The sequence below is a fragment of the Actinacidiphila oryziradicis genome, assembly GCF_005047355.1.
GTDB lineage: Bacteria > Actinomycetota > Actinomycetes > Streptomycetales > Streptomycetaceae > Actinacidiphila > Actinacidiphila oryziradicis.
The window spans coordinates 139,813-159,481 of the sequence record NZ_SUMC01000005.1; the positions used below are offsets into that span (position 1 = coordinate 139,813).

Below are 19,669 nucleotides of genomic sequence, written 5' to 3' on the forward strand. Positions count from 1 at the left end.
GCTCACTCCTTCGATGACGCCGGGGTGATCGTGCCGCGGGACAGGCCGCGGCCCACCAGATGGTCGTAACTGCGCCGGAGCGCCTCGAACGTGTCGATGTGCAGCCGTTCGAGTTCGACGATGTGCCACTGGAGGCCGGAGGGGACGCTCAGCGTGCGCGACCAGTCGATCCCGCCCTCTCCGATGGGCACCATGACGTCGTCTTCGTAACTGACCGCGGGACCGTCCTTGACATGGACGAACCGCACCCGCTCGCCCAGTCCCGCGACGACGTCGGCGGGGTCCGCGCCGCCCAGCTGGGCCCAGTAGGCGTCGAGTTCCACCAGGACACGGTCATCGAGCGCTTCCAGCAGCAGTTCGTAGGCCCGTCGGCCGTCGAACACCTGCGAGAACTCCGCGTAGTGGTTGTGGTACGCGATCCGCATGCCGCGCTCAGCGGCGCGGGAGGCGGCTTCGTTCACCCGCTCGGCTCCGCGCCGGATCGCGTCGGGGGAGGCGAACTCCTCCCGCTCCATGCTCCACACCAGGATCCCGGCGCCCAGTTCCTCGTTCGCGTCGAGGACGGCCTCGGCGCCGGGCCCCGCCGGGAAGGGGGCGTGCGCGCTGGTCAGCGTCAGTCCCGCCGAGGCGATCGCGGTCCTGACCCGCGAGGGCCCGAAGTGCTCCACGAGACCGTACGTCTCGATGCCCGCGTAGCCCATGGCCGCGATCCTGGCGAGCGTGCCCTCAAGGTCGGCCCGCGCCTGGTCGAGGACCGTGTACATCATGACTCCGATATCAGCCGGCACATCTCCTCCTTCGTTCTTCCGTTCTTCCGCGCGAGGACCGGCGCAGTACGCACCCACCAGGCCCTGGCCGGCCTCGACGGCGCCGGCCAGGGCCCGCTGCTGCAGGAGGATCAGACAGGCTTCAGCCGAAGCGCGACAACAGGGTTGGGCACCGGGCTGAAGTAGGGGTCCTGGGGGGTGGGGAAACCGGTGACCTTCGCGGTGCTGTAGTCGCTGTAACTGCCCCAATAGAACATCGGGATCCACGGCAGGTTCTCGACGAAGATCGTCTCCAGCTGGTCGATGATCTGCTGCCGCTGGGCGTCCGTGGTGGCCTTCGGGTACTCGTCGAACAGCGTGGCGGCCTCGGCGTTCTGGAACCGCTCGATGTTCTGCCACGTCGGCGTGGACTTGCCGATCGGGTAGTACAGGTTCGGGTTGATCGTGTCGTTGTAGTACGAGAAGGCGCGCGGCGCGGAGTTCACCGGGTAGCCCATGGTGGAGTCGAAATCGCCCTTGGCGGTCATCGGGTTGATGTCGTTGACCGTGGTGGTGTCGACGTTGAGCTTGATGCCGATGTCCTTGAGCTGCGAGACCAGCACCTGGGCACGCGCGGCGATCTCGGTGTACGAGGACGGAAAGCTGATCGAGAACTCGACGCGCTTGCCGCCCTTCTCGTAGTAGCCGTCACTGCCCTTGGTGTAACCGGCGTCGGTGAGTGTCTGGTGGGCCTTGTTTACGTCCTGCACGAAGTTGAGCCCCTTGTACTGCGGGGCGATCGACGAGGTGTAGGCGGGCATCGGCAGGCCCGTCACGCTGGTGGCTGCCACATCGTTGCTGGCGGCGGCGACCTGCTTGCGGTCCACGCCGAGGCTGATGGCCCGGCGCACCGCGAGGTCGCTGAGCGGCCAGCGCTCCAGGTTGGGGATCAGGCCGTCGGTACCGTTGATGGGCGCCCAGTAGTGGTTGTGGCTGCTCCGGGCGACGTAGGTCTTGTCCGCGTTGGCGATGAAGCTTCCGGCCCAGTCCGCCTGGCCCTGGACGAGCGCGTTGGTCATGCCCGCGTTGTCCTTGTAGGCAACGAAGCGCAGCGACTTGATCTGCGCCTTCGGCTGCCAGTAGTCCTCGTTGCGGACCAGCACGAAGCTCTGCGCGGAGAACGTGGACAGCTTGAACGGGCCGGTGCCCACCGGGTTCTTGTCGGTGTAGCTCGTCGGGTCCTTGACCGCGGACCAGATGTGCTTGGAGACGATCGGACAGGAGACGATGTTGGTGAAGAACTGCTGGGAGGGAACCGCGAAGGTGAAGACCACCTGGCTGGCGCTGGGGGCGCTCACCTTGGCGAACTCGGCTCCCAGGGTGTTCAGGGCTGCGTAGTTCTTGAGCAGGGTGAAGGTGAACACCACGTCGTCAGCCGAGAACGCGGTGCCGTCGGTCCACTTCACACCGGTCTGCAGGTCCAGGGTGAGCGTCTTGTTGCCGTCCGACCAGCGCCAGGTCTTGGCCAGCCAGGGCAGGTCGTTGCCGATGTCCACGGTGTTGATCTGGACCAGCGGCTCGTAGATGAAGCCGCCCGACCCCTGGCTGGTGTAGGTCAGTCCCTGCGCGGTGTTGGGGAGGAAGGGGTTGAAGACCTGCGTGAGGTTGTCGGACTGGCCGGCGATGGTGAGCTCGTCGTTGGCGCCGGTGGTGCCGGCGGACCCCGACCCCTGACAAGCGGTTAGCGCGAGGGTGCCCACGCCTGCGAGGGCACTGGCCAGGATGCCGCGTCTCGAAATGCCTGACGCGATCGGCGACTGTGAAGTGGTCACGTGCGTCTGCTCCTTGGGAGTAGGGACAGCGGGAGAGGGCGGTGCGGTGCGGCCACGAGGCCGCGGGAGGTGAGGTCAGGCGGAGGGGGCGGGCGCCGTCAGGTCGGCCACCGTCCGGGCGTTGTCGGCCCGCTTGGCGCGCGCCTCCGGGTCATCGGCGTACAGCCAGCATTTGGCGGCGTGGCCGGCCGAGATCTCGAAGGACTCGGGAACGTCGGTCTTGCACCGCTCCATTGCGTACGGGCAACGCGGGTGGAAGCGGCAGCCCGCCGGCGGGTCGATGAGGCTGGGCGGCTGCCCGATGTCCCGCACCCGGTCGCCGCCGGCCCGCGACGGGTCGGGCGCGGAGGCGATCAGCAGCTGGGTGTACGGGTGCGCGGCCTGCTGCGTCACCGCTTCCGACGGCCCCGTCTCGACGATCTCACCGGCGTACATCACTGCCGTGTCGGCGGCGAAGTACCGGGCCGAGGCGATGTCGTGGGTGACGTACAGCATCGCCACATTGCGCTCTTCGGTGAGGCGCCGCAGCAGATTGAGGATGCCCAGTCGGATGGAGACATCCAGGCTCGACACCGGCTCGTCGGCGAGGAACACCTCCGGGCTCGCCGCCAGCGCTCGGGCGATCGAGACGCGCTGGAGCTGGCCTCCGGACAGCTCGTGCGGGTACTTCTCGGTGAACTGCCGCTGCGGCACGAGGTTGATCTGCGCCAGCAGGCCGTCGATGACCGCCTGCTGCTCGGCGCCGCGCTTGGCGGGCTGATGGATGGCCACGGCACGCTTGAGAGTGCTGGCGATGGTGGCGACGGGGTTGAAGGACCCGAAAGGGTCCTGCAGGATCAGCTGGACTTTGCTGACGTACTCCCGGAACGCGCGGCCGCGCGGAGTCGGGACGGCGACGCCGTGCAGTCTCACCTCTCCGCCGGTGAGCGGGTACAACTGGGCGAGCAGCCGGGCCAGGGTCGACTTGCCGGAACCCGACTCGCCGACAAGGGCCGTGATGCGTCCCGCGTACAGACGCAGCGAGACGTTCTCGACGGCGTGGACCACGCGCCTGGGGCCGCCGCGCCGGCGCAGACCGCCCCGTACGGGGAAGTGCTTGGTCACATTCACCGCCTCGAGCACCGGCTCGTCGGCAGGGAGTCGGGTGGCCGGGTGGTCCTGGTCGGTGGCCGTGTCGTCGCCGGCTGTGTCGTCGCCACTCACTGCGTCTCTCCCATCGCCAGTTCGTTCTGTGTTGTGGTCCCGTCGGCCCCGTCGGCGAAGAGCAGGCAGGCCGCCTCCGCCGTGCCGCCGCTCGTCCTCGTGACCTGGTAGAGCGGCGGCTGGGTGGACGAGCAGGCGTCGAACGCGAGGGGGCAGCGCGGATGGAAGGCGCATCCGCCCGGCATGTGCCGCAGGTCGGGCGGTGAGCCGACGATTCCGGTGAGTTCGCGCTTGGCTCCGCCGAGCGTCGGGAACGACGCCAGCAGTCCACGGCTGTAGGGGTGCCGCGGCTGGCGGTAGAAGTCGTCGGCCGCCGTCATCTCGACGATCTTTCCGCCGTACATGACGGCGATCGTGTCGGAGAGTTCGATCAGCAGCGAAAGGTCGTGCGTGATGAAGATGACCGAGAAACCGAGCTTGTCCTTGAGCTCCATGATCTTCTCGACGATCTGCCGCTGAATGACGACGTCGAGAGCGGTCGTCGGTTCATCCATGACGATGATCTCAGGATCGAGGGCAAGGCCGACAGCGATCATGGCGCGCTGCCGCATGCCGCCGGACAGCTCATGCGGGTAGGAACCCGAGCGATCGGCCGGGATCCCCACGATGCCGAAGAGTTCCACGATCCGGGCGGCCCGCTCCTGGGTCGACATGCCCGGCCGGTGCGCCTTGAGCACATCCTCTATCTGTTCGCCGATGCGCATGATCGGGTTCAGGGCGTGCATGGCCGACTGGAAGACGATCGACAGCTCCTCCCAGCGGAAACCGCGCAGCTCGTCGTCCCGCATGGCGAGCACGTCGACGGTGGAGCCGTCCGCGTTGGTGTAGACGATCTCGCCCTGCGAGATCTCGGCGGGCGGCTTGTGCAGCCGTGTGATGGCGTAGGCGAGGGTGGACTTCCCGGAGCCGGACTCGCCGGCTATGCCGAGGACTTCGCCGCGCCGCAGCCTGAGCGAGACGCCGTTCACCGCCGGGACCCGGCTCGTGCCGTTGACGTACTCCACCCGCAGGTCACGGACGTCGAGAACGACATCGGTGCTCTCCTGCGTGAACGGTGCCCCGGCGGGCCGTCGTACCACCGGGCCCTGGCGCCGCCCCGGCCGGCGTGTGCGCCGCCCTGACACCTGCGCCCGCTGCGCCTTCTTCGTGCCGATGCCGGCCAGCCGCAGGCGGGGGTTGATGAATTCGTCGATCCCGAAGTTCACCAGCGAGAGCGCGGTGCCGATCACGGCGATCGCCAGCCCGGCGGGCACGAACCACCACCAGGCCCCGGTGAGCAGCGCGCTGTCCGCCTGCGCCCAGTACAGGATCGTCCCCCACGACCACTGGGTCACATCGGTCAGGCCGAGGAACGCGAGGCTCGCCTGGGTGAGGATCGCGGCGGTGACCGTACCGAGGAACGAGGCGGCGACGACCGCGACCTGGTTCGGCAGGATGTCCTTGAGGATGATGCGCGAGGTCTTCTCACCGGTCGCCCTGGCCGCCTCCACGAAGTCCCGCTTGCGCAGCGACAGCGTCTGCGCCCGCAGCACACGGGCGCCCCACGCCCAGCCGGTGACGGAGATGACGAGGATGATGCCGAGCGAGCCGCTGTGGGGCAGATAGGCCGCGAGGATGATCGTCAGCGGCAGGCTCGGCAGGACGAGGAAGATGTTCGCCAGCAGCGAGAGGACCTCGTCGCTGATCCCCCCGAGATATCCCGCGGTGACTCCGACGAGGACCGAGAGCACGGTCGTCAGCACAGCCGAGCCGAAGCCGACCAGCATCGAGGCGCGCGCTCCGTAGAGCATCTGGGAGTACACGTCCTGCCCGGTCTGGGTCGTACCCAGCCAGTGCGAGAGGGACGGTCCGGCGGTGGCACTGTCGCTGACGGACGACGGGTCGTACGGGGCGATCCACGGGCCGACGACGGCCAGGATCAGGAAGACCAGGGTGATGATCACGCCCGCGCAGGTGAGGGGCGAGCGCAGCAGACGCAGCAGGCCCCTGGCCGGTCCTCCGGAAGCGTCGGGAGCCGTCTCCGCCTCGGCGAGGGCAGCGGATTGCATGGCCATGATTCAGCTCTCCCTCGTCCTCGGGTCGAGGAATACGTAGGCGATATCGGCGAGCAGGTTGGCGACGAGTACGAGGATGGTGATAAGCAGGAAGATGGCCGACATCAGCGGATAATCCGCCGCCTGGGCGGCTTTGAAGAGCACCGATCCGATGCCGGGATAGTTGAAGACGACCTCGGTCACGATGGAGCCGCCGATGACGAAACCGAGCGACATGGCGAACCCGGACAGGGAGGGCAGCATCGCGTTGCGGGCGGCGTAGTTGTACATGATGCGGCGCTTGGACAGTCCCTTGGCCTCGGCCAGCCGGACGTAGTCCTCGCTCAGGGTGGTGACCATCATGTTGCGCATGCTGATCAGCCAGCCGCCCACGGATGCCACCACGATCGTCGTGGCGGGCAGGATCGCGTAGTAGACAGCGCTGGAGATGAACCCGCTGTTCAAGCCGATGCTTTCCGTCAGCGCGTATCCACCGGACAAGGGGAACCAATTGAGGTTGATCGCGAAAATCAGCACGATGATGATCGCGAACCAGAAGTACGGGATCGACGCCAGGAAGGTCGTGACGGGGACCAGTGAGTCGAGCCAGGTCCCGCGCTTCCAGCCTGCGAGGATGCCGAGAGCGGTACCGATGACAAAGCCGAGGACCGTGCAGACGGTGATGAGGATGAGCGTCCAGAACATGCTCTGGCCGAGAACGGTGCTCACCGTCGACGGGTAGTAGGCGTAACTGATTCCGAAGTCACCCGTGAACACGCTGTGCCAGTAACTGAGGTACTGCTGCCAGAGATTGGTGTTCTTCTGGCCGAACAGCACCCTCAGCGCCTGGACCGCCGAGGGACTGAGCTTGCCGTGGAACTGGTTGATGAGGTTGTCCGCGGGATTGCCGGGCATGATGCGCGGAATAACGAAGTTGAGGCTGATCGCCGCCCAGGCGGTCAGCAGATAGAAGCCGAGCTTTCGAAGCATGGTTCGCATCGGTCAGTTCCCTTCCCCAGCGGACGCACGGGTGTCGCCGCGGTACGGCCGTCCGGCCGGGAGTGCTTCTCCGGTATTCGCATCGCGGAGGCTCGATTCAGTAGGTGGAGTGTGTTTCGCCGACCGGGCTCCAGTAACCTTCCGCGCGCCCGCTGAGCAGAGCGTTGTCGAGCCGGTCCAACGGCAGTGGGACACGGCGCCGGGACCGGCTGCTCTCGTAGGTCGCGAAAATGAGTTCGGCGCCGCGCAGCCCGTAGGCGGCGTCGAGGACGGGAGCGCGGCCGGTCCGCAGGGCATCGGCCAGGTCCTGGATGGCCTCGCCGGTGCCCGCGACGATCGCCGGGTCGACGCCCCGGTCCCAGTTGGCGGAGTCGGTGTCGAACGGCGAGTCCAGGACGAGGTCCTCCTTGCCGAAGCGCCGTACGCGGCAGCGCGCGCCGCGCAGATCGACCCGGCCCCGGGTGCCCTGGATGAGCAGACCGAGGTTGTTCTCCAAGTTGAGGACGGGCGTGTGCGGTTCGCGGCCGGTGGAGACAACGGCCCGGACCCCGTCCGGCCAGGCGATCTGGGTCAGTGAGGCCGTCTCGGCGAGAGCGCCGTAGATGTACCGGTCGACCGTCACATCGATCTGGCCCATCACCCAGCTCGGAGCGGCGTCCCCCCGGTGGAAGAGGATGAGGTCGAGGATGTGGGCTCCCCAGTCGGGCAGGTTCGGGCAGTACCCCTCGATCGTCACCACATCGCCGATCTCCCCCGCCATGATCTGCTCGCGTGCGAATCGCTGCACCGCCTCGAAGCGCCGCTGGAGGTTGAACGTCAGCTGGACACCGGCGTCGGCGGCCAGCACCGCCATCTCCAGGGCATCGCCGTAGGAGAGGGCTATCGGCTTCTCACAATGGACAGCGCGTACGCCGGCGGCCACCGCTGCCCGCACGACGTCGAGATGGAATACGGGCGGTGTGCATATGCTCACAATGTCGGGCTGGTCGGCTTCAAGCAGCTCGTGGTAGTCCTGGTACGTGCGTGGTACACCCAGCTCGGCCGCCAGGGCCTCGCCCGCCGCCTGATTCACATCGGCGAGCGCGACCAGGCGAACGTCGGGCGCTGCGACAAGACCGAGCCCGTGCACCCGGCCCTGCGAGCCGGCACCGATGACCGCTGCCGAGAGTGTTGTCATCTCTCTCCTCTTCGCGCATGCCGCCGCATGCCTCCGAATACCACACCAATACCACTTGGGGCTGAGTGCAAGGCCAGTTTAAGACGATCAGCGTTCCTGTCTAGGGGGTTAACGCAGTTGTTCCGCGAGAGAAACGAACGGTCGTCCGCGAAACCGCAGCGGGGCGCGTGAGAGGTGACGCTCAGTAAGTGCCATCGCGCGAACAGTCGGATATTCCACCCTGTACCACATGGGACCACTCGGCTACACTGACGCGGCTGCTGCCCGGACAGGAGATCCGCATGAAGATCAGTCAGGTCGTCACAGCCCGCACCTCGGAGGTCGTGACGGCCGACGACCCGGTGCCCCGTCACGACCAGGTCCTTGTCGAAGTACTGGCGTGTGGAGTGTGCACGTCGGACATCGGGCCGTGGCTCTCGCACGCCACGACCGCACCCCCCGTCCGGCTCGGTCACGAGATGGTCGGCCGCGTGGTCGCCGCGGGGCGCGATGCCGGTCGCTGGGCGCTGGGCGATGTGGTGACCGGGCTGGGAGGCGACGGGTTCGCGACACTCGCCGTCATGGACGCACACGCGATCCTGCCGGTCCCGGCCGGGATCGAGCCCGCCCACGCGCTCGGCGAGCCGGTCGCTGTTGTCGAGGAGGCCCTGTCCCGTACGAAGACGGGCGCGGGTGACCGGGTCGCGGTCGTAGGGCTGGGTTTCATGGGGCTCGCGCTGGTCCAGCTCGCCAAGCGGCACGCGCCGGGCCTGCTCGTCGGTGTCGATCCGGACCCCGCACGCCGCGAACGGGCGCTACTGCTGGGCGCCGACCTCGTCTTCGACCCCGCCGAACTGCCGCAGGAGTACCGGACGGAGACGAACAGGCAGGCCGACGCACGGCTCGACATCGTGCTGGAGGCGACCGGGGCGACCGGTGGCCTGAAGACAGCGGGAAGTCTGGTCCGGCCGTTCGGCACGCTCTGTGTGGTGGGATACCACCACACCGGAGACGCGAAGATGGACATGGACCTCTGGTACAAGGCCGTCACGGTCGTCAACGGCTTCTGCCCGGACCGCACCCGGGTCATGAGCGCCATGCGGGACGCGCTGGACCTCGTGGCTCAGCGGCGCTTCAGCTACGAGCCGCTGATCACCCATCGGTTCGGACTGGACCAGGTCGACGACGCGTTCCGCGCGATGAAGGAAAGTCCCGCGGACTTCGTCAAAGGCGTGCTCGTACCCTGAGCGGCGCGGGCGCGGCCCCGGGCATGGGCCTCGGCCTCGGCGCCGGGGTCCGGGTCCGGGTCCGGGTCCGGGCGCCTACGACCGCGCGAACGACGTACGCAGCCGGTAGCGCTCGCCCGCGTACCGGATCGTCGACACGAACAGAGGCTCCTGCTCCGCGCCCAGCACGACCTGATGCATGACGAGCAGTGGATCGCCGGGAGCCACATCGAGATGTTCGGCCGCACGGTCGTCGGCCTTGGTGGCTTCGATCGTGCTGTCGGCCCGTACCGGCTCCACCCCGGCCGCGGAGAGCGTGGAATAGAACGACCGGGTGCGGAAGTCGACCTTCTCCACTTCCGGGACGAGCGCCAGCGGAATGCAGCTCAGGTCGAGCGCGATGGGGACGCCGTCGAGGAGCCGGACCCGCTCCAGCCGGAACAGCGGGGTCCCCGGGGCGATTCCGAGCGGCTCCGCCTCGTCGATGGTGGCGGGACTCGCTTGCGCCGTCAGCACCTTCGAGCGCGGCTTCAGTCCCATACGGGCCGCCGTCTCGCTGAACGATTCGAGACTGTTCGGCCACTCCTTCTTCGCCACGGCCTGAGTGACGTACCAACCGCGGCCGTGCGAGGCGCTGAGCACCCCCTCCTCGACCAGACGCCCGAGCGCCTTGCGCAGCGTGACCCGGCTGATGCCCAGTTGCCGGCACAGCTCGCGCTCAGGAGCGAGCCGCATTCCCGGCTTCAGGATCCCCTTCTCGATTTCGCCGCGGATCAAATTGACAGCCTGGATCCACAGAGGTTCGGGGTAGCCCGGCAGGATGGCACCCGCGACCTCGCGAGAATCGTTCATACGTGAGGACCCCATGGTGATGTGCTCGTGACGAGCGATCCGAAGCGCTCAGGATAGCTTTCCGGCCGGAGGTCTGGCCAGGAGACGTCCCCGGCGGCGAGGTCCGGGGCGGGACGCCGCCGAGAAGAATCGCGTTGAGGCCGTTTGGCCGGCCCGGCTCCGCGCGGTGCTCGCGGCACGCGGCTTCGAACTGCCCAGGGCGTACGCCCTGCGTCCGTAGCTGTTCTCGTCAGGGTGTCGGGATGCCACCGGGGCGGCCGGGGCGCCCGAAGCGCACGGGGACGCCCGGCGAGTAGAGCACGCTGGCCGGCTCGCCGGCCGGCTCCGGCAGTCCTGCCGCCACGACCAGGTCCTCTTCGCACTCAAGCAGGTCGGCCCGGTGCAGTGGCCAGCGCGGGTGGGTGTTCGGCAGGTACATCGGCCGTCCGAAGAAGGTGTTGTGCATACCCCAGCGTGCGGTCAGGAAGTGCTCGAGTTCGGTCGGTTCCGCGATGGGCTCGCCGACCCGTACGGTGATCCGGCTGTGAGCACCACGCGGTCCGGGCCAGCGTCGCGTGCTGGTGTAGGTGATGGAGTCGCCACTGCGTCGGATCGTCATCCGGGACCACAGGTACGGCAGCCGGAAGGCGGTCCGCGCGACCGCCACCGGTATCAGACGGGAGGCGTCGAGCGAGCGGAAGACCACGCCCCGCCGTCCGTGAGTGTCCACCGAGTAGAGGCGCACATTGGTCTCGGGGAAGGTACCCAGGTAGGGGACGCCGGGGAGGCGGAACCACCCGACGCGGTGCATCCGGAAGGCGACGAGGCCGACGTAGGTGACCCCGTCGAGAGTGTCGGGGACCGTCCCGGCCGGGAGGAAGGGCGCCACGTCCGCCGGGTCGACCGCCCAGTGCACAAAGGCCAGGTCGAGCCAGGACTGGGTGAGCAGGGGATTCGGCGTGGAGCGGAGCGGCGCGGGCGTGATGGGTTCCGGAGCGGTTGGCGCGACCGCCATCGCGCCGGCGCCGACGGCCCTCGGCTTTCGAGCCCCCCGGGTCATCGGAGCGGCCGCCGCTTGGTCCTCCGGGACCAGCGCATGGAGATGAACAACAGGTCGGCCACGAAGACCACCACAGCGATGGCCAGCAGATAGGCCAGCCCGTGGACCACCGCGCCGATGATTCCCAGCGCGATGGCCACAATCACCAGGAACAAGAAGAGAGTCATGACGCGATCGCCTCCTAGCACACGCTACGGACGGTCAACGGCGCGCCAGTTGCCGTTCGCCATTGGCACCCGGCCGGTAGGTCATACCGTAGTGCTTGAAGATCCCTGCTTCGTCCTTGGCGGGCAGTACATCATCCGTACCGATCGAAGGGGCCTGCCGCACCAGCGCCCGGTCGTACGAGACCTTGACATAGCCCGGCCCGACAATCGCGTCGGCCACGGGGACGAAGACCAGGCGGCGACGGGTGGGCAGCCCGGTCATGACCGTGCCCACGGCGGGCTCGTCGGTGCTGGTGTCCACATAGATCGCTTCCAGCACGCCGATCTTGCGTCCGTCGTGGTCGACGACATTGTGGTTGCGCCATTCACGGATATCGGCTGCCTGGATCATCGTCTGTCCCATCTGCGCGGCCGGGCCGCTACCGGTCTCCCTCTGCAGTTTTCAGCCTGCCCCGCCAGCCTCCCGGCAACCAGGCGGAGCACCAGCAGCCGGTACGCGTCTCAGCAGGCCCCGCCGGAAAAGCCTTCCAGATATCACCTGACGGCGAGCCCGAGTACAGAGCGCCGGATTGGATGCGAAACCGCTCTACGGAAGGTTCCTCGCCATGACGATGCGCTGGACCTGGTTCGTGCCTTCGTAGATCTGGGTGATTTTCGCGTCGCGCATCATGCGCTCCACGGGGTAGTCGCGGGTGTAGCCGTAACCGCCCAGCAGCTGGACGGCGTCGGTGGTTATCTCCATGGCGGCGTCGGAGGCGTAGCACTTGGCGGCGGCGCCGAAGAACGTCAGATCGGTATCGGTGCGTTCGGAGCGCGCGGCGGCGGCGTAGGTGAGCTGGCGGGCGGCTTCGAGTTTCATGGCCATGTCGGCGAGCATGAACTGGATGCCCTGGAATTCGGCGATGGCCTTGCCGAACTGCTTGCGTTCCTGGACGTAGCCCTTGGCGTAGTCCAGGGCGCCCTGGGCGATGCCGACGGCCTGGGCGGCGATGGTGACGCGGGTGTGGTCGAGGGTCTTCATGGCGGTGGCGAAGCCGGTGCCCTCGGCGCCGATCATGCGGTCGGCGGGGATGCGGACGTTGTCGAGATACACCTCGCGGGTCGGCGAGCCCTTGATCCCGAGTTTCTTCTCCGGGGCGCCGAAGGAGACGCCTTCGTCGGCCTTCTCCACGACGAAGGCGGAGATGCCCTTGGAGCGCTTGTCCGGGTCGGTCACCGCCATCACCGTGTAGTACTCCGAGACTCCGGCATTGGTGATCCAGCGCTTGACGCCGTTGAGGACGTAGAAGTCCCCGTCGCGTGCCGCGCGGGTCTTCATGCCGACAGCGTCCGAGCCGGCCTCGGGCTCGGACAGGCAGTACGAGAACATGCCCTCCGCCCGCGCCAGCGCGCCCAGGTACTTCGTCTTCAACTCCTCCGAGCCGGACAGCTGCACCGGCAGCGAGCCGAGCTTGTTGACCGCCGGAATGAGAGAGGAGGAGGCACAGACCCGGGCGACCTCCTCGATGACGATGACCGTGGACAGGGCGTCAGCACCGGCCCCGCCATAGGACTCCGGGACATGGATGGCGTGCAGGTCGTTGGCCTCCAGGGCGTCCCGGGCCTCCTGCGGGAAGCGGCCGTTCTCATCGACCTCGGCTGCGAACGGCCCGATCTTCGCCTCGGCGAGCGAACGCACGGCGTCCCGGAGCATCTCGTGCTCCTCGGACGTACGGAAGAGGTCGAAGTCCTTGTTCATGGTCGGGCGCTCCAGTCCGCACAGCGATAGAGAATGGCACTAAGTACCCCCTAGTATGCACACTGAGTGCCATCGTTGAGCCCGACCTCGGTGCTATGTTCCCCACATGGGCGAGGAGCGCGGTCACCAACAGCGGGCCGCCGGTGCGGCGACGAAACCGGTCATGCGGGACGCCCTCATCTCGGCGGCGTTCGAGCTCTTCCTGGAGCGCGGCTACGAGTCGACCACCATCGACGACGTCGTCGCGAAGGCCGGCGTCGGGAGACGGTCCTTCTTCCGGTACTTCCCCTCCAAGGAGGACGTGGTCTTCCCCGACCACGAGCGGTGCCTGGCCGACATGACGGAGTTCCTCAACTCGGGCGACGACGAGGAGGATCCGGTGGCGCGGGTGTGCGACGCGGCCCGCCTGGTCCTGCGCATGTACGACGAGAACCCGGCCTTCTCCGTCCAGCGATACCGCCTGACCAGGAGCGTCCCGGTATTGCGCGCCTACGAGGTGTCAGTCGTCTGGCGCTACGAGCGCACCCTCGCCGACTATCTGCGCCGGCGTTTCGCGGGGTGGTCCGACGGGGCCCTGCGCGCCGATGTCATCGCGGCGGCCGTGGTCGCCGCACACAACAACGCGCTGCGCTCCTGGCTCCGGTCCGGCGGGCAGGACGACGCCGCGGCGGGTGTGGAGCATGCCCTGGAATTCGTACGGAGTTCCTGGGGCACGCACGGAGAGTGCCCGGCGGGCGGGACGCGGGAGGCGGACGACGTCGTGGTCGTGATCACCAAACGACGGACACCGATGTGGCGCGTGGTGCGCGAGATCGAGTCCACCCTCGAAGGGAACTGAGTTCCCTAATAGGGGGCACTCAGCTAGGGACACTTAGCGGGAGGCCTCGACCACCCGCCCGGCGAGCACAGCCTCCACGAACGCCCCCGGCGGGGCGTAGCGGTGGGCGAGGACGTAGTGCACCACCATGTCCGGGGCGATCAGCCAGCTGCTCGCCCCGTCCCGCACCCGCACCTCGCCGTGGCCGACGAGGATCGTCTCGCCGCCCCGGGCGGCCTTGACCGGGTACTGTCTGCCGCCGCCGAAGAGCCGTCTGCGGCACAGCAAGCAGCCGTGCCAGCCGTGCGTGACGGCGCACAGGTGGTCGCGGCACAGCGCGAAGAGCCGGTCGGCGAAGTCGTCGGCGGGGTCGGCCCGGGGATAGGGGCGGGCGGGGTCGAGATAGCCGACGCAGCGGGCGGAGATGCCGGTGGGGATCGTTTCCGTGAAGTACGTGTACGGGCTCAGGTCCTCGGAATGCATCGCAACCTCCCACGCGCCTGCGCCGTCTCCCCGGCCACGGGTCCGGACGTGCGGCCCCGGGCCATACCGGGGCAAGCATGATCGGCCGGACACGGCACAGCGTCCCGAAGCGCGTGTCCCGGGTCAATGGGTCGCGCGTGCTTCGCTGCGATCGGCTTCCGGGCGCAGCCGCGGCTCCAGCCAGCCGCTCAGCACATCATGCAATGCCTCCGCCCCGACCGGTGGTCGCTCGGGCCCGCGCAACTCCATCGGGTGCAGCAGGAAGGGGCGGCTCTGGTCGCCGCCGAGGCCGCCGTGCGAGCCGACCTGCTCCTCGAAAGCGTGCACGGCGCCGGTCGCGGGGTCGTACGCCGAGTTGACCATGATGTCGGCGGTGTGCGGGAACCCGTCGGTGCGCAGCACAGCCTGGGCGGCGCCGTCGCTGAAGGGCGCCAGCGGGTCCGTGCCGGTGATCCGGCCGGTGCGCAGCTCGTGCTCGGCGCCGTCCGCGCCCAGTACGAGCGGCCCGCGCAGGGCGCTGCGGACGAGCAGGAAACCGATGCCGGGGTGGTCGGCGAGGGTACGCAGCAGTGCCGGATGACGGCGGTCGATCTCTTCCCGGGTGGCCCGGCCGGGCAGGTCCGGGAAGCTGATCAGGCCGAGATTGCCGGACGCCAGGACCACGGGCTCCGAGGCCGGTTCCAGAAGCGTCTCCGGCTTCTCCGGCCGGCGCAGCGCGGCCCTGGCCGCGGTGCGTGCCTCGGCGCCGCCGGCGGTCCTCGGGGGCCGCGCCGGGCCGGGCAGGGCCAGTCCGCAGGTGCCGCGGACCAGGTCCTTGAGGGTGGTCCCGTGGGCGGCGGCGAAGGTCTCGCCGTGGCTCTGGCCGTGGTCGGAGAGCAGCACTATGCGGTAGGCGCGCGGGGCGTAACGGGCGGCGTCGGCGATCAGCCGGATGGCACGGTCCAGGCCTTCCAGGACCTGCGTGGCGTCCCGGCTGCGCGGGCCCGAGTGGTGGGCGACCTCGTCGTAGGCGACCAGGTCGGCGTAGACCGCGGTGCGCCCGGCGAGCATGTCGCCGATGACGGCGGCGACGGCCACGTCCCGTTCCACCACGGTCGCGAAGGCGCGGAGGAACGGGTACAGGCCGCCGCGCTTGACGCGGGGCTGTTCGCGGCGCATCCGGGACCGTGTCGACTGGCCGATCTCGCGCCCCACATCGGCGATGTAGGACGCCGCGGTGCGGACCGCGTGCGCGGGGTCGGAGAAGTACGAGAAGTACCCGGAGCGCGAGCGGGTGAACCTGCCGCGCTGCGCCGCCACCGACATGACCAGCGCGAGCTGTTCGGCGCCGCCGGTGAAGAGGTTGCCCCGGCTGGCGCCGTCGACGGCCAGCAGTCCGGGCCGGCCGGTGCGGGCGACGGCGCGGCGTTCCAGTTCGGCGGCGCTGGAGGGCCGGTTGGAGACCATGACCTGGCCGGTCTCCTTCTCGTACCAGCGGAAGGCCGGCACATCCTGATTCGAGCCGTGCAGAATGCCGAGTTGGCTGGCGCCGGTCTGGCTGCTCCAGTCCGTGACCCATGGGAGCAGCCGGTGCGTGGTGTCCAGCCACCCCGCCACGGTTTCCATGGCGGGCGGCTTCGTCCGCCCCTTGCACGTCACGGGCCGCACCGCTTCCCGCAGTACGTCGTGCCCGACCCCGTCCAGCTGGATGAATACGGTGCCGGGGGCTCCGGTGGCGCCGTCCCCGCGCCGCCGGCCGGCCATCCGCGCGAGCCGGCGCCCGTAGGCCTCGTCGTCCCGCACCGCCAGCGCCGTGCTGGTCGCCGATGATGTCGCCGACATCACCGCCGCGATCACCACGGCGGTCGCGGGCTGGATCTCGGCGCGTCCGCTGGGCGCCAGGTCCAGTGCCGCCCACAGCAGCGACCCGTTCAGGAAGAACACCAGCAGTCCGAGCACCAGCGCCGGCACCAGCAGCAACGCCCGTACGATCACCGGCCACACCAGTGCGCTCAGCAGTCCGAACGCCCCCGCGCCGACCGACGCCGTGATCGCGATCTGCGTCGGGCTGTCCCCGCTCGCCGACTGCAGCCTGAAGTCCGGCAGGATCCCCGCCAGTGCGGCCAGCGTCGCGCTCGCCACCGCCCACACCACCAGCACACGCCCGAGCGCCCGCATCACGGCCCGCCACCGACGCAGCACTCCCCGCACCACCTTCTTAGAGGCCGCGCGAACAGGTGGGGCGGCGTCGCGTGCCGATGGGCGGCGCCTGGCGGCGTTGTCGTCGGTCAACGACGCTCCGCGTCGCCTCCCTCCTCCGCCTTGCCAGGCTTGCCCCTCGCCCCGCTCCTTCACCCGCCCCACCTATTCGCGCGGCCTCTTAATGTTCCGGCCCGCCGCCCGGGCCTGCGTCCCAGCCTTTCACAGCCGGTGCTGTGGCTCCCCGCCTGCGGCTCGGGGCAGCCGGCCGGTGGCGTGCAGATCGTCGAAGACCAGCTGGTCCGCCGGGGATACGCGGTCGCGGTCGTCGTAGGCCAGCCAGGCCATCTCGGCGATCTCGTTCGCCGGGGTGAGGGTGCCCGTGTAGGCGGCGGTGTAGCAGATCATCCGGAATGGCGTGCCCTGCGGATGGCCGTGCGGCTGCGCCTCGTACGTCCCGAAGTGCTCCATGGTGGCCGGGTCCACGGCGACGGTGAGCTCCTCGTCTATTTCGCGGACGAGGGTCTCGGTGTCGGACTCTCCCGGTTCGCGTTTGCCGCCGGGGAAATAGAAGACGTCCTTGCCGCGGTTGCGGGTGCTGAGCACCTTGCCGTCCCGGAGCAGGATCCAGGCCACCTTCTCCATCTCAGGACTCCTCGGTCGGCAGGAGTGCCGCGTATTCGATCGCGACCTGGGCCCCGAGGCGGGCGTTGTTCTTGACCAGTGCGATATTGGTGCGGAGACTTTCGCCCTTGGTGAGCTCGACGATGCGGCCCAGCAGATACGGTGTGGCCCCTTTGCCCGCGATCCCGGCCTCGTTCATCTCGCCGAGGGCCTGTTCGATGATGCCGCCGATCCGGTCCGCCGGGATTTCCTCCCCCTCGGGGACGGGGTTGGCGATGCTGATCCCACCTACGATTCCCAGGTCCCAGCGGGCGTGCATGACGGCGGCGATCTCGGCCGGTGAGTCCACACGCATGGGGGAAGAGAAGCCGCTGGCGCGCGAGTAGAAGGCCGGGAACTCGTCGGCGCCGTAGCTGAGTACGGGCACGCCGAGGGTTTCCAGCGTTTCGAGGGTGAGCCCGATGTCGAGGATGCTCTTCACCCCGGCGCTGATGACGGCGACGCTGGTGGCCGCCAGTTCTGTGAGGTCCGCGCTGATGTCGAAGGTCGCCGGTGCCCCGCGGTGCACCCCGCCGATGCCGCCGGTCACAAAGGTCCTGATCCCCGCCAGGGCCGCGAGGCGCATGGTGCTGGCGACGGTGGTCGCGCCGTGGCCGCCGCGCGCCATGATGTACGCGAGGTCGCGCACGCTGGCCTTGGTCACCTCGTTGCTCGTCGCGAGCAGTTCGAGGTCCGCGGGGGTCAGTCCGATACGGGGCCGGCCGTGCAGCACGGCGATCGTCGCGGGGACCGCCCCGCCTTGGCGGATGATGTCCTCGACCTGGGTGGCCATTTCCACGTTCTGCGGATAGGGCATTCCGTGGCTGATGATCGTCGATTCGAGGGCGACGACGGGGCGCCCGTCGTGCAAGGCCTCGCGGACCTCTTCGTTCAGGGTCAGCCGGGGGTGCGGGGTCGTCGTCATCGGATGTCCTTCGTGGATACCCCGGCCTTCAGGCCGGGGAGGAAACGAAGCTCCTGCGGAGCAGGGCGGTGGGTAGGCGGTTCGCCGCCGGGCGGATCGCCGTTGTATGAACCTGGGCCTTGGATCAAGGCGTGGTTCCTTCGGGTTGGCGGGTGTAGGCGTAGCCGTCGGCTCGCTGGAGGAGGCGGAAGTGTTTGTGCCGGGCGGTGTAGAGGCCGCTCGCGGTCCGGACAGCGAAGCTCCCGGAGGAACGGACGGCGACCCGACCGGTGTGGGTGCCCGTGTTCTTCCCGGACGGGACGACGGCCCGGACCAGGTCGCCGGTGGCGAAGCCGAAGAACTGCTTGACGCGGGGCAGCCGCAGGCGGGGGAAGCCGTGCTTGTCGGTGCGGGTGCGGGCGTACTGGCCGCGTCCGGTCGCCCCGATGACCAGGACGGTGCGGGGCCAGACGGTGACCGTGTCGAGGGTGCCGACGGCGAGGGCGTCCAGGGTGTGGGTCTTGGGCAGGGCGCACCGGGTGCGGTTCCACTTGGTGCGCCCGCCGGACGCGGTCCGGGTGGGCATGCGTGCGTCCAGGGCCCGCCACAGCGCCCACCTGGTGGCGTTGACAGCGGTGGCGTCCCGCAGGGGAGCCTTCGCGCGCTTGAGGATCTCGGCGGCGCGCTTGGGTGCGAACTCCTCCACGGGCCGGTTGCCCTTGGTCTGGTTGCAGGGGATGCACGCGAGGGTCAGGTTGGCGACCCGGTCGGATCCGCCCCGGCTGCGGGGCCGGATGTGGTCGATGTTCAGCGGCACGCCCATCGCGCCGCAGTAGACGCAGGCGCGGCCGAACTTCGCGAGGAGGTACTCACGGACCTCCATACCGTGGAGGGTGCCGTGCTGGTACTCGGCACCCTCCAGCGGGCGCCCGGCGCTGATGGCGTTGGTGTCGAACGCGACCCGCTCGACGTGCACGGCCGTGACGCGTACCCAGCGGGCGAGACGGTCCACCCACGATGTGGTGGTGTCGACGCGGTGCTGGAGCGACGGCGGCAGCCACCCCTTCGGGCGGGTGCGGTTCAGGAAGCGGGGTGCGCGGTAGCGCAGGTTCCGGCTGCGGCGCCCCCGCCGGTAGGCGGCGCGCTGCTCCAGTTTCTTGCGGATCGTGGCGCCCCGGTGGTCGAGCTGGATGCTGTACCGGCCCCGGCGCTCCCCGGTGACGGTGGTGAAGACGGCGATGCCGGTGTGCTTACTGCCGGGGTCGATACCGATCTCGACACCGGCCACCTCCGAGTGGTTGGCGGTGCGGTCCTTCAGGCGGATCACGAACGGTGTGTGCCGGGCCACGACCGCCCGGCCGGATGCCAGGAGTTTGCGGGCCCTGGCCGGGGTGGTGGGCTGGAGTGGGGTGCCGTGCTTGTCCAGGACGAACACGGCGGGGTCGGCCTCACGGCCGGGCTCCCGGACCTGCTGGTCCGCGGTGACGCCACCGGCAGCAGGTGTACTGCTGGTGGTCTCCCCTCGCACATGTCCCACGCCGGGTGCCTTACGGCGTCCGAGCCCCGTTTCGTCCCTGATCCCGGGGTTGTCTGCTGACTCGAATTCCAGGGCCAACTGCTGAGGAAGCACAGG

The 19,669-nt window shown here is 69.0% G+C and carries 18 protein-coding genes and 1 pseudogene; 2 read left to right on the forward strand and 17 right to left on the reverse strand.

The genetic code is table 11. The annotated features are described in order from the left end of the window. Nucleotides 1-2: 2 nt before the first annotated feature. The 7 genes and pseudogenes from FCI23_RS07615 to FCI23_RS07640 all read right to left on the reverse strand — a co-directional run bounded on the left by FCI23_RS07615 (nucleotide 3) and on the right by FCI23_RS07640 (nucleotide 7,990). Nucleotides 3-788 carry a sugar phosphate isomerase/epimerase family protein gene (locus tag FCI23_RS07615; RefSeq protein WP_211265237.1) on the reverse strand — a complete coding sequence of 262 codons (786 nt, stop codon included), beginning with the start codon at nucleotides 786-788 and terminating at the stop codon, nucleotides 3-5. Between the two features lie 110 nt (nucleotides 789-898). Beyond that, entirely contained in the window at nucleotides 899-2,578 is a 1,680-nt protein-coding gene (locus FCI23_RS07620; protein WP_211265238.1) for an ABC transporter substrate-binding protein, read from the reverse strand. Between the two features lie 75 nt (nucleotides 2,579-2,653). Next, entirely contained in the window at nucleotides 2,654-3,781 is a 1,128-nt protein-coding gene (locus tag FCI23_RS07625) for an ABC transporter ATP-binding protein (RefSeq protein WP_169316703.1), read from the reverse strand. After that, on the reverse strand, nucleotides 3,778-4,860 hold the full coding sequence (locus FCI23_RS58165; RefSeq protein ID WP_211265244.1) for an ABC transporter ATP-binding protein: 1,083 nt from the start codon (nucleotides 4,858-4,860) through the stop codon (nucleotides 3,778-3,780). Before FCI23_RS58165 ends, FCI23_RS07625 begins: the two co-directional genes overlap by 4 nt. 144 nt (nucleotides 4,861-5,004) lie before the next feature. Further along, a pseudogene (locus tag FCI23_RS58170) lies at nucleotides 5,005-5,835 on the reverse strand (ABC transporter permease); the annotation flags it as partial. Between the two features lie 3 nt (nucleotides 5,836-5,838). Then, on the reverse strand, nucleotides 5,839-6,813 hold the full coding sequence (locus FCI23_RS07635) for an ABC transporter permease (RefSeq protein ID WP_136722687.1): 975 nt from the start codon (nucleotides 6,811-6,813) through the stop codon (nucleotides 5,839-5,841). A 97-nt stretch (nucleotides 6,814-6,910) separates the two neighbouring features. Next, on the reverse strand, nucleotides 6,911-7,990 hold the full coding sequence (locus tag FCI23_RS07640) for a Gfo/Idh/MocA family protein (RefSeq protein WP_136722688.1): 1,080 nt from the start codon (nucleotides 7,988-7,990) through the stop codon (nucleotides 6,911-6,913). Between the two features lie 281 nt (nucleotides 7,991-8,271). On the opposite strand from FCI23_RS07640, the gene FCI23_RS07645 reads away from it, so the two are divergent. Continuing rightward, a complete protein-coding gene (locus FCI23_RS07645) occupies nucleotides 8,272-9,216 on the forward strand; it encodes a zinc-dependent alcohol dehydrogenase (protein WP_136722689.1) in 945 nt (314 codons plus the stop codon). A 75-nt stretch (nucleotides 9,217-9,291) separates the two neighbouring features. On the opposite strand, the gene FCI23_RS07650 is transcribed toward FCI23_RS07645, so the two are convergent. The 5 genes from FCI23_RS07650 to FCI23_RS07670 form a co-directional block, all read right to left on the reverse strand. Further along, entirely contained in the window at nucleotides 9,292-10,047 is a 756-nt protein-coding gene (locus FCI23_RS07650) for a GntR family transcriptional regulator (RefSeq protein WP_136722690.1), read from the reverse strand. A 229-nt stretch (nucleotides 10,048-10,276) separates the two neighbouring features. Then, nucleotides 10,277-11,041 carry a YqjF family protein gene (locus tag FCI23_RS07655; protein WP_136722691.1) on the reverse strand — a complete coding sequence of 255 codons (765 nt, stop codon included), beginning with the start codon at nucleotides 11,039-11,041 and terminating at the stop codon, nucleotides 10,277-10,279. Nucleotides 11,042-11,082: 41 nt separating this feature from the next. Next, nucleotides 11,083-11,253, reverse strand: a complete 171-nt coding sequence (locus FCI23_RS07660) for a DUF2207 domain-containing protein (protein WP_136722692.1) — start codon at nucleotides 11,251-11,253, stop codon at nucleotides 11,083-11,085. Nucleotides 11,254-11,287: 34 nt separating this feature from the next. Then, entirely contained in the window at nucleotides 11,288-11,644 is a 357-nt protein-coding gene (locus tag FCI23_RS07665; RefSeq protein WP_136722693.1) for a PRC-barrel domain-containing protein, read from the reverse strand. 195 nt (nucleotides 11,645-11,839) lie between these two features. Further along, nucleotides 11,840-12,991, reverse strand: a complete 1,152-nt coding sequence (locus FCI23_RS07670; protein ID WP_136722694.1) for an acyl-CoA dehydrogenase family protein — start codon at nucleotides 12,989-12,991, stop codon at nucleotides 11,840-11,842. A 163-nt stretch (nucleotides 12,992-13,154) separates the two neighbouring features. Between FCI23_RS07670 and FCI23_RS07675 the strand changes: the two genes are divergently transcribed. Next, on the forward strand, nucleotides 13,155-13,829 hold the full coding sequence (locus tag FCI23_RS07675) for a TetR family transcriptional regulator (RefSeq protein WP_136722811.1): 675 nt from the start codon (nucleotides 13,155-13,157) through the stop codon (nucleotides 13,827-13,829). A 33-nt stretch (nucleotides 13,830-13,862) separates the two neighbouring features. Here FCI23_RS07675 and FCI23_RS07680 read toward each other — a convergent pair whose 3' ends face one another. From FCI23_RS07680 to iscB, 5 genes are all read right to left on the reverse strand, one after another. Next, on the reverse strand, nucleotides 13,863-14,291 hold the full coding sequence (locus tag FCI23_RS07680) for a DUF7919 family protein (RefSeq protein ID WP_136722695.1): 429 nt from the start codon (nucleotides 14,289-14,291) through the stop codon (nucleotides 13,863-13,865). 123 nt (nucleotides 14,292-14,414) lie between these two features. Then, complete coding sequence (locus tag FCI23_RS07685) at nucleotides 14,415-16,448, reverse strand: phage holin family protein (protein ID WP_136722812.1); 2,034 nt, start codon at nucleotides 16,446-16,448, stop codon at nucleotides 14,415-14,417. Between the two features lie 243 nt (nucleotides 16,449-16,691). After that, nucleotides 16,692-17,114, reverse strand: a complete 423-nt coding sequence (locus FCI23_RS07690) for an NUDIX hydrolase (RefSeq protein ID WP_136722696.1) — start codon at nucleotides 17,112-17,114, stop codon at nucleotides 16,692-16,694. Nucleotide 17,115: 1 nt separating this feature from the next. Next, nucleotides 17,116-18,057, reverse strand: coding sequence for a pseudouridine-5'-phosphate glycosidase (locus FCI23_RS07695; RefSeq protein WP_136722697.1), 942 nt, complete (start codon nucleotides 18,055-18,057; stop codon nucleotides 17,116-17,118). 124 nt (nucleotides 18,058-18,181) lie between these two features. Next, the gene (iscB, locus tag FCI23_RS07700; protein WP_246143480.1) at nucleotides 18,182-19,573 is read right to left on the reverse strand and encodes an RNA-guided endonuclease IscB; all 1,392 of its coding nucleotides are present in this window, start codon (nucleotides 19,571-19,573) and stop codon (nucleotides 18,182-18,184) included. Nucleotides 19,574-19,669 lie beyond the last annotated feature (96 nt).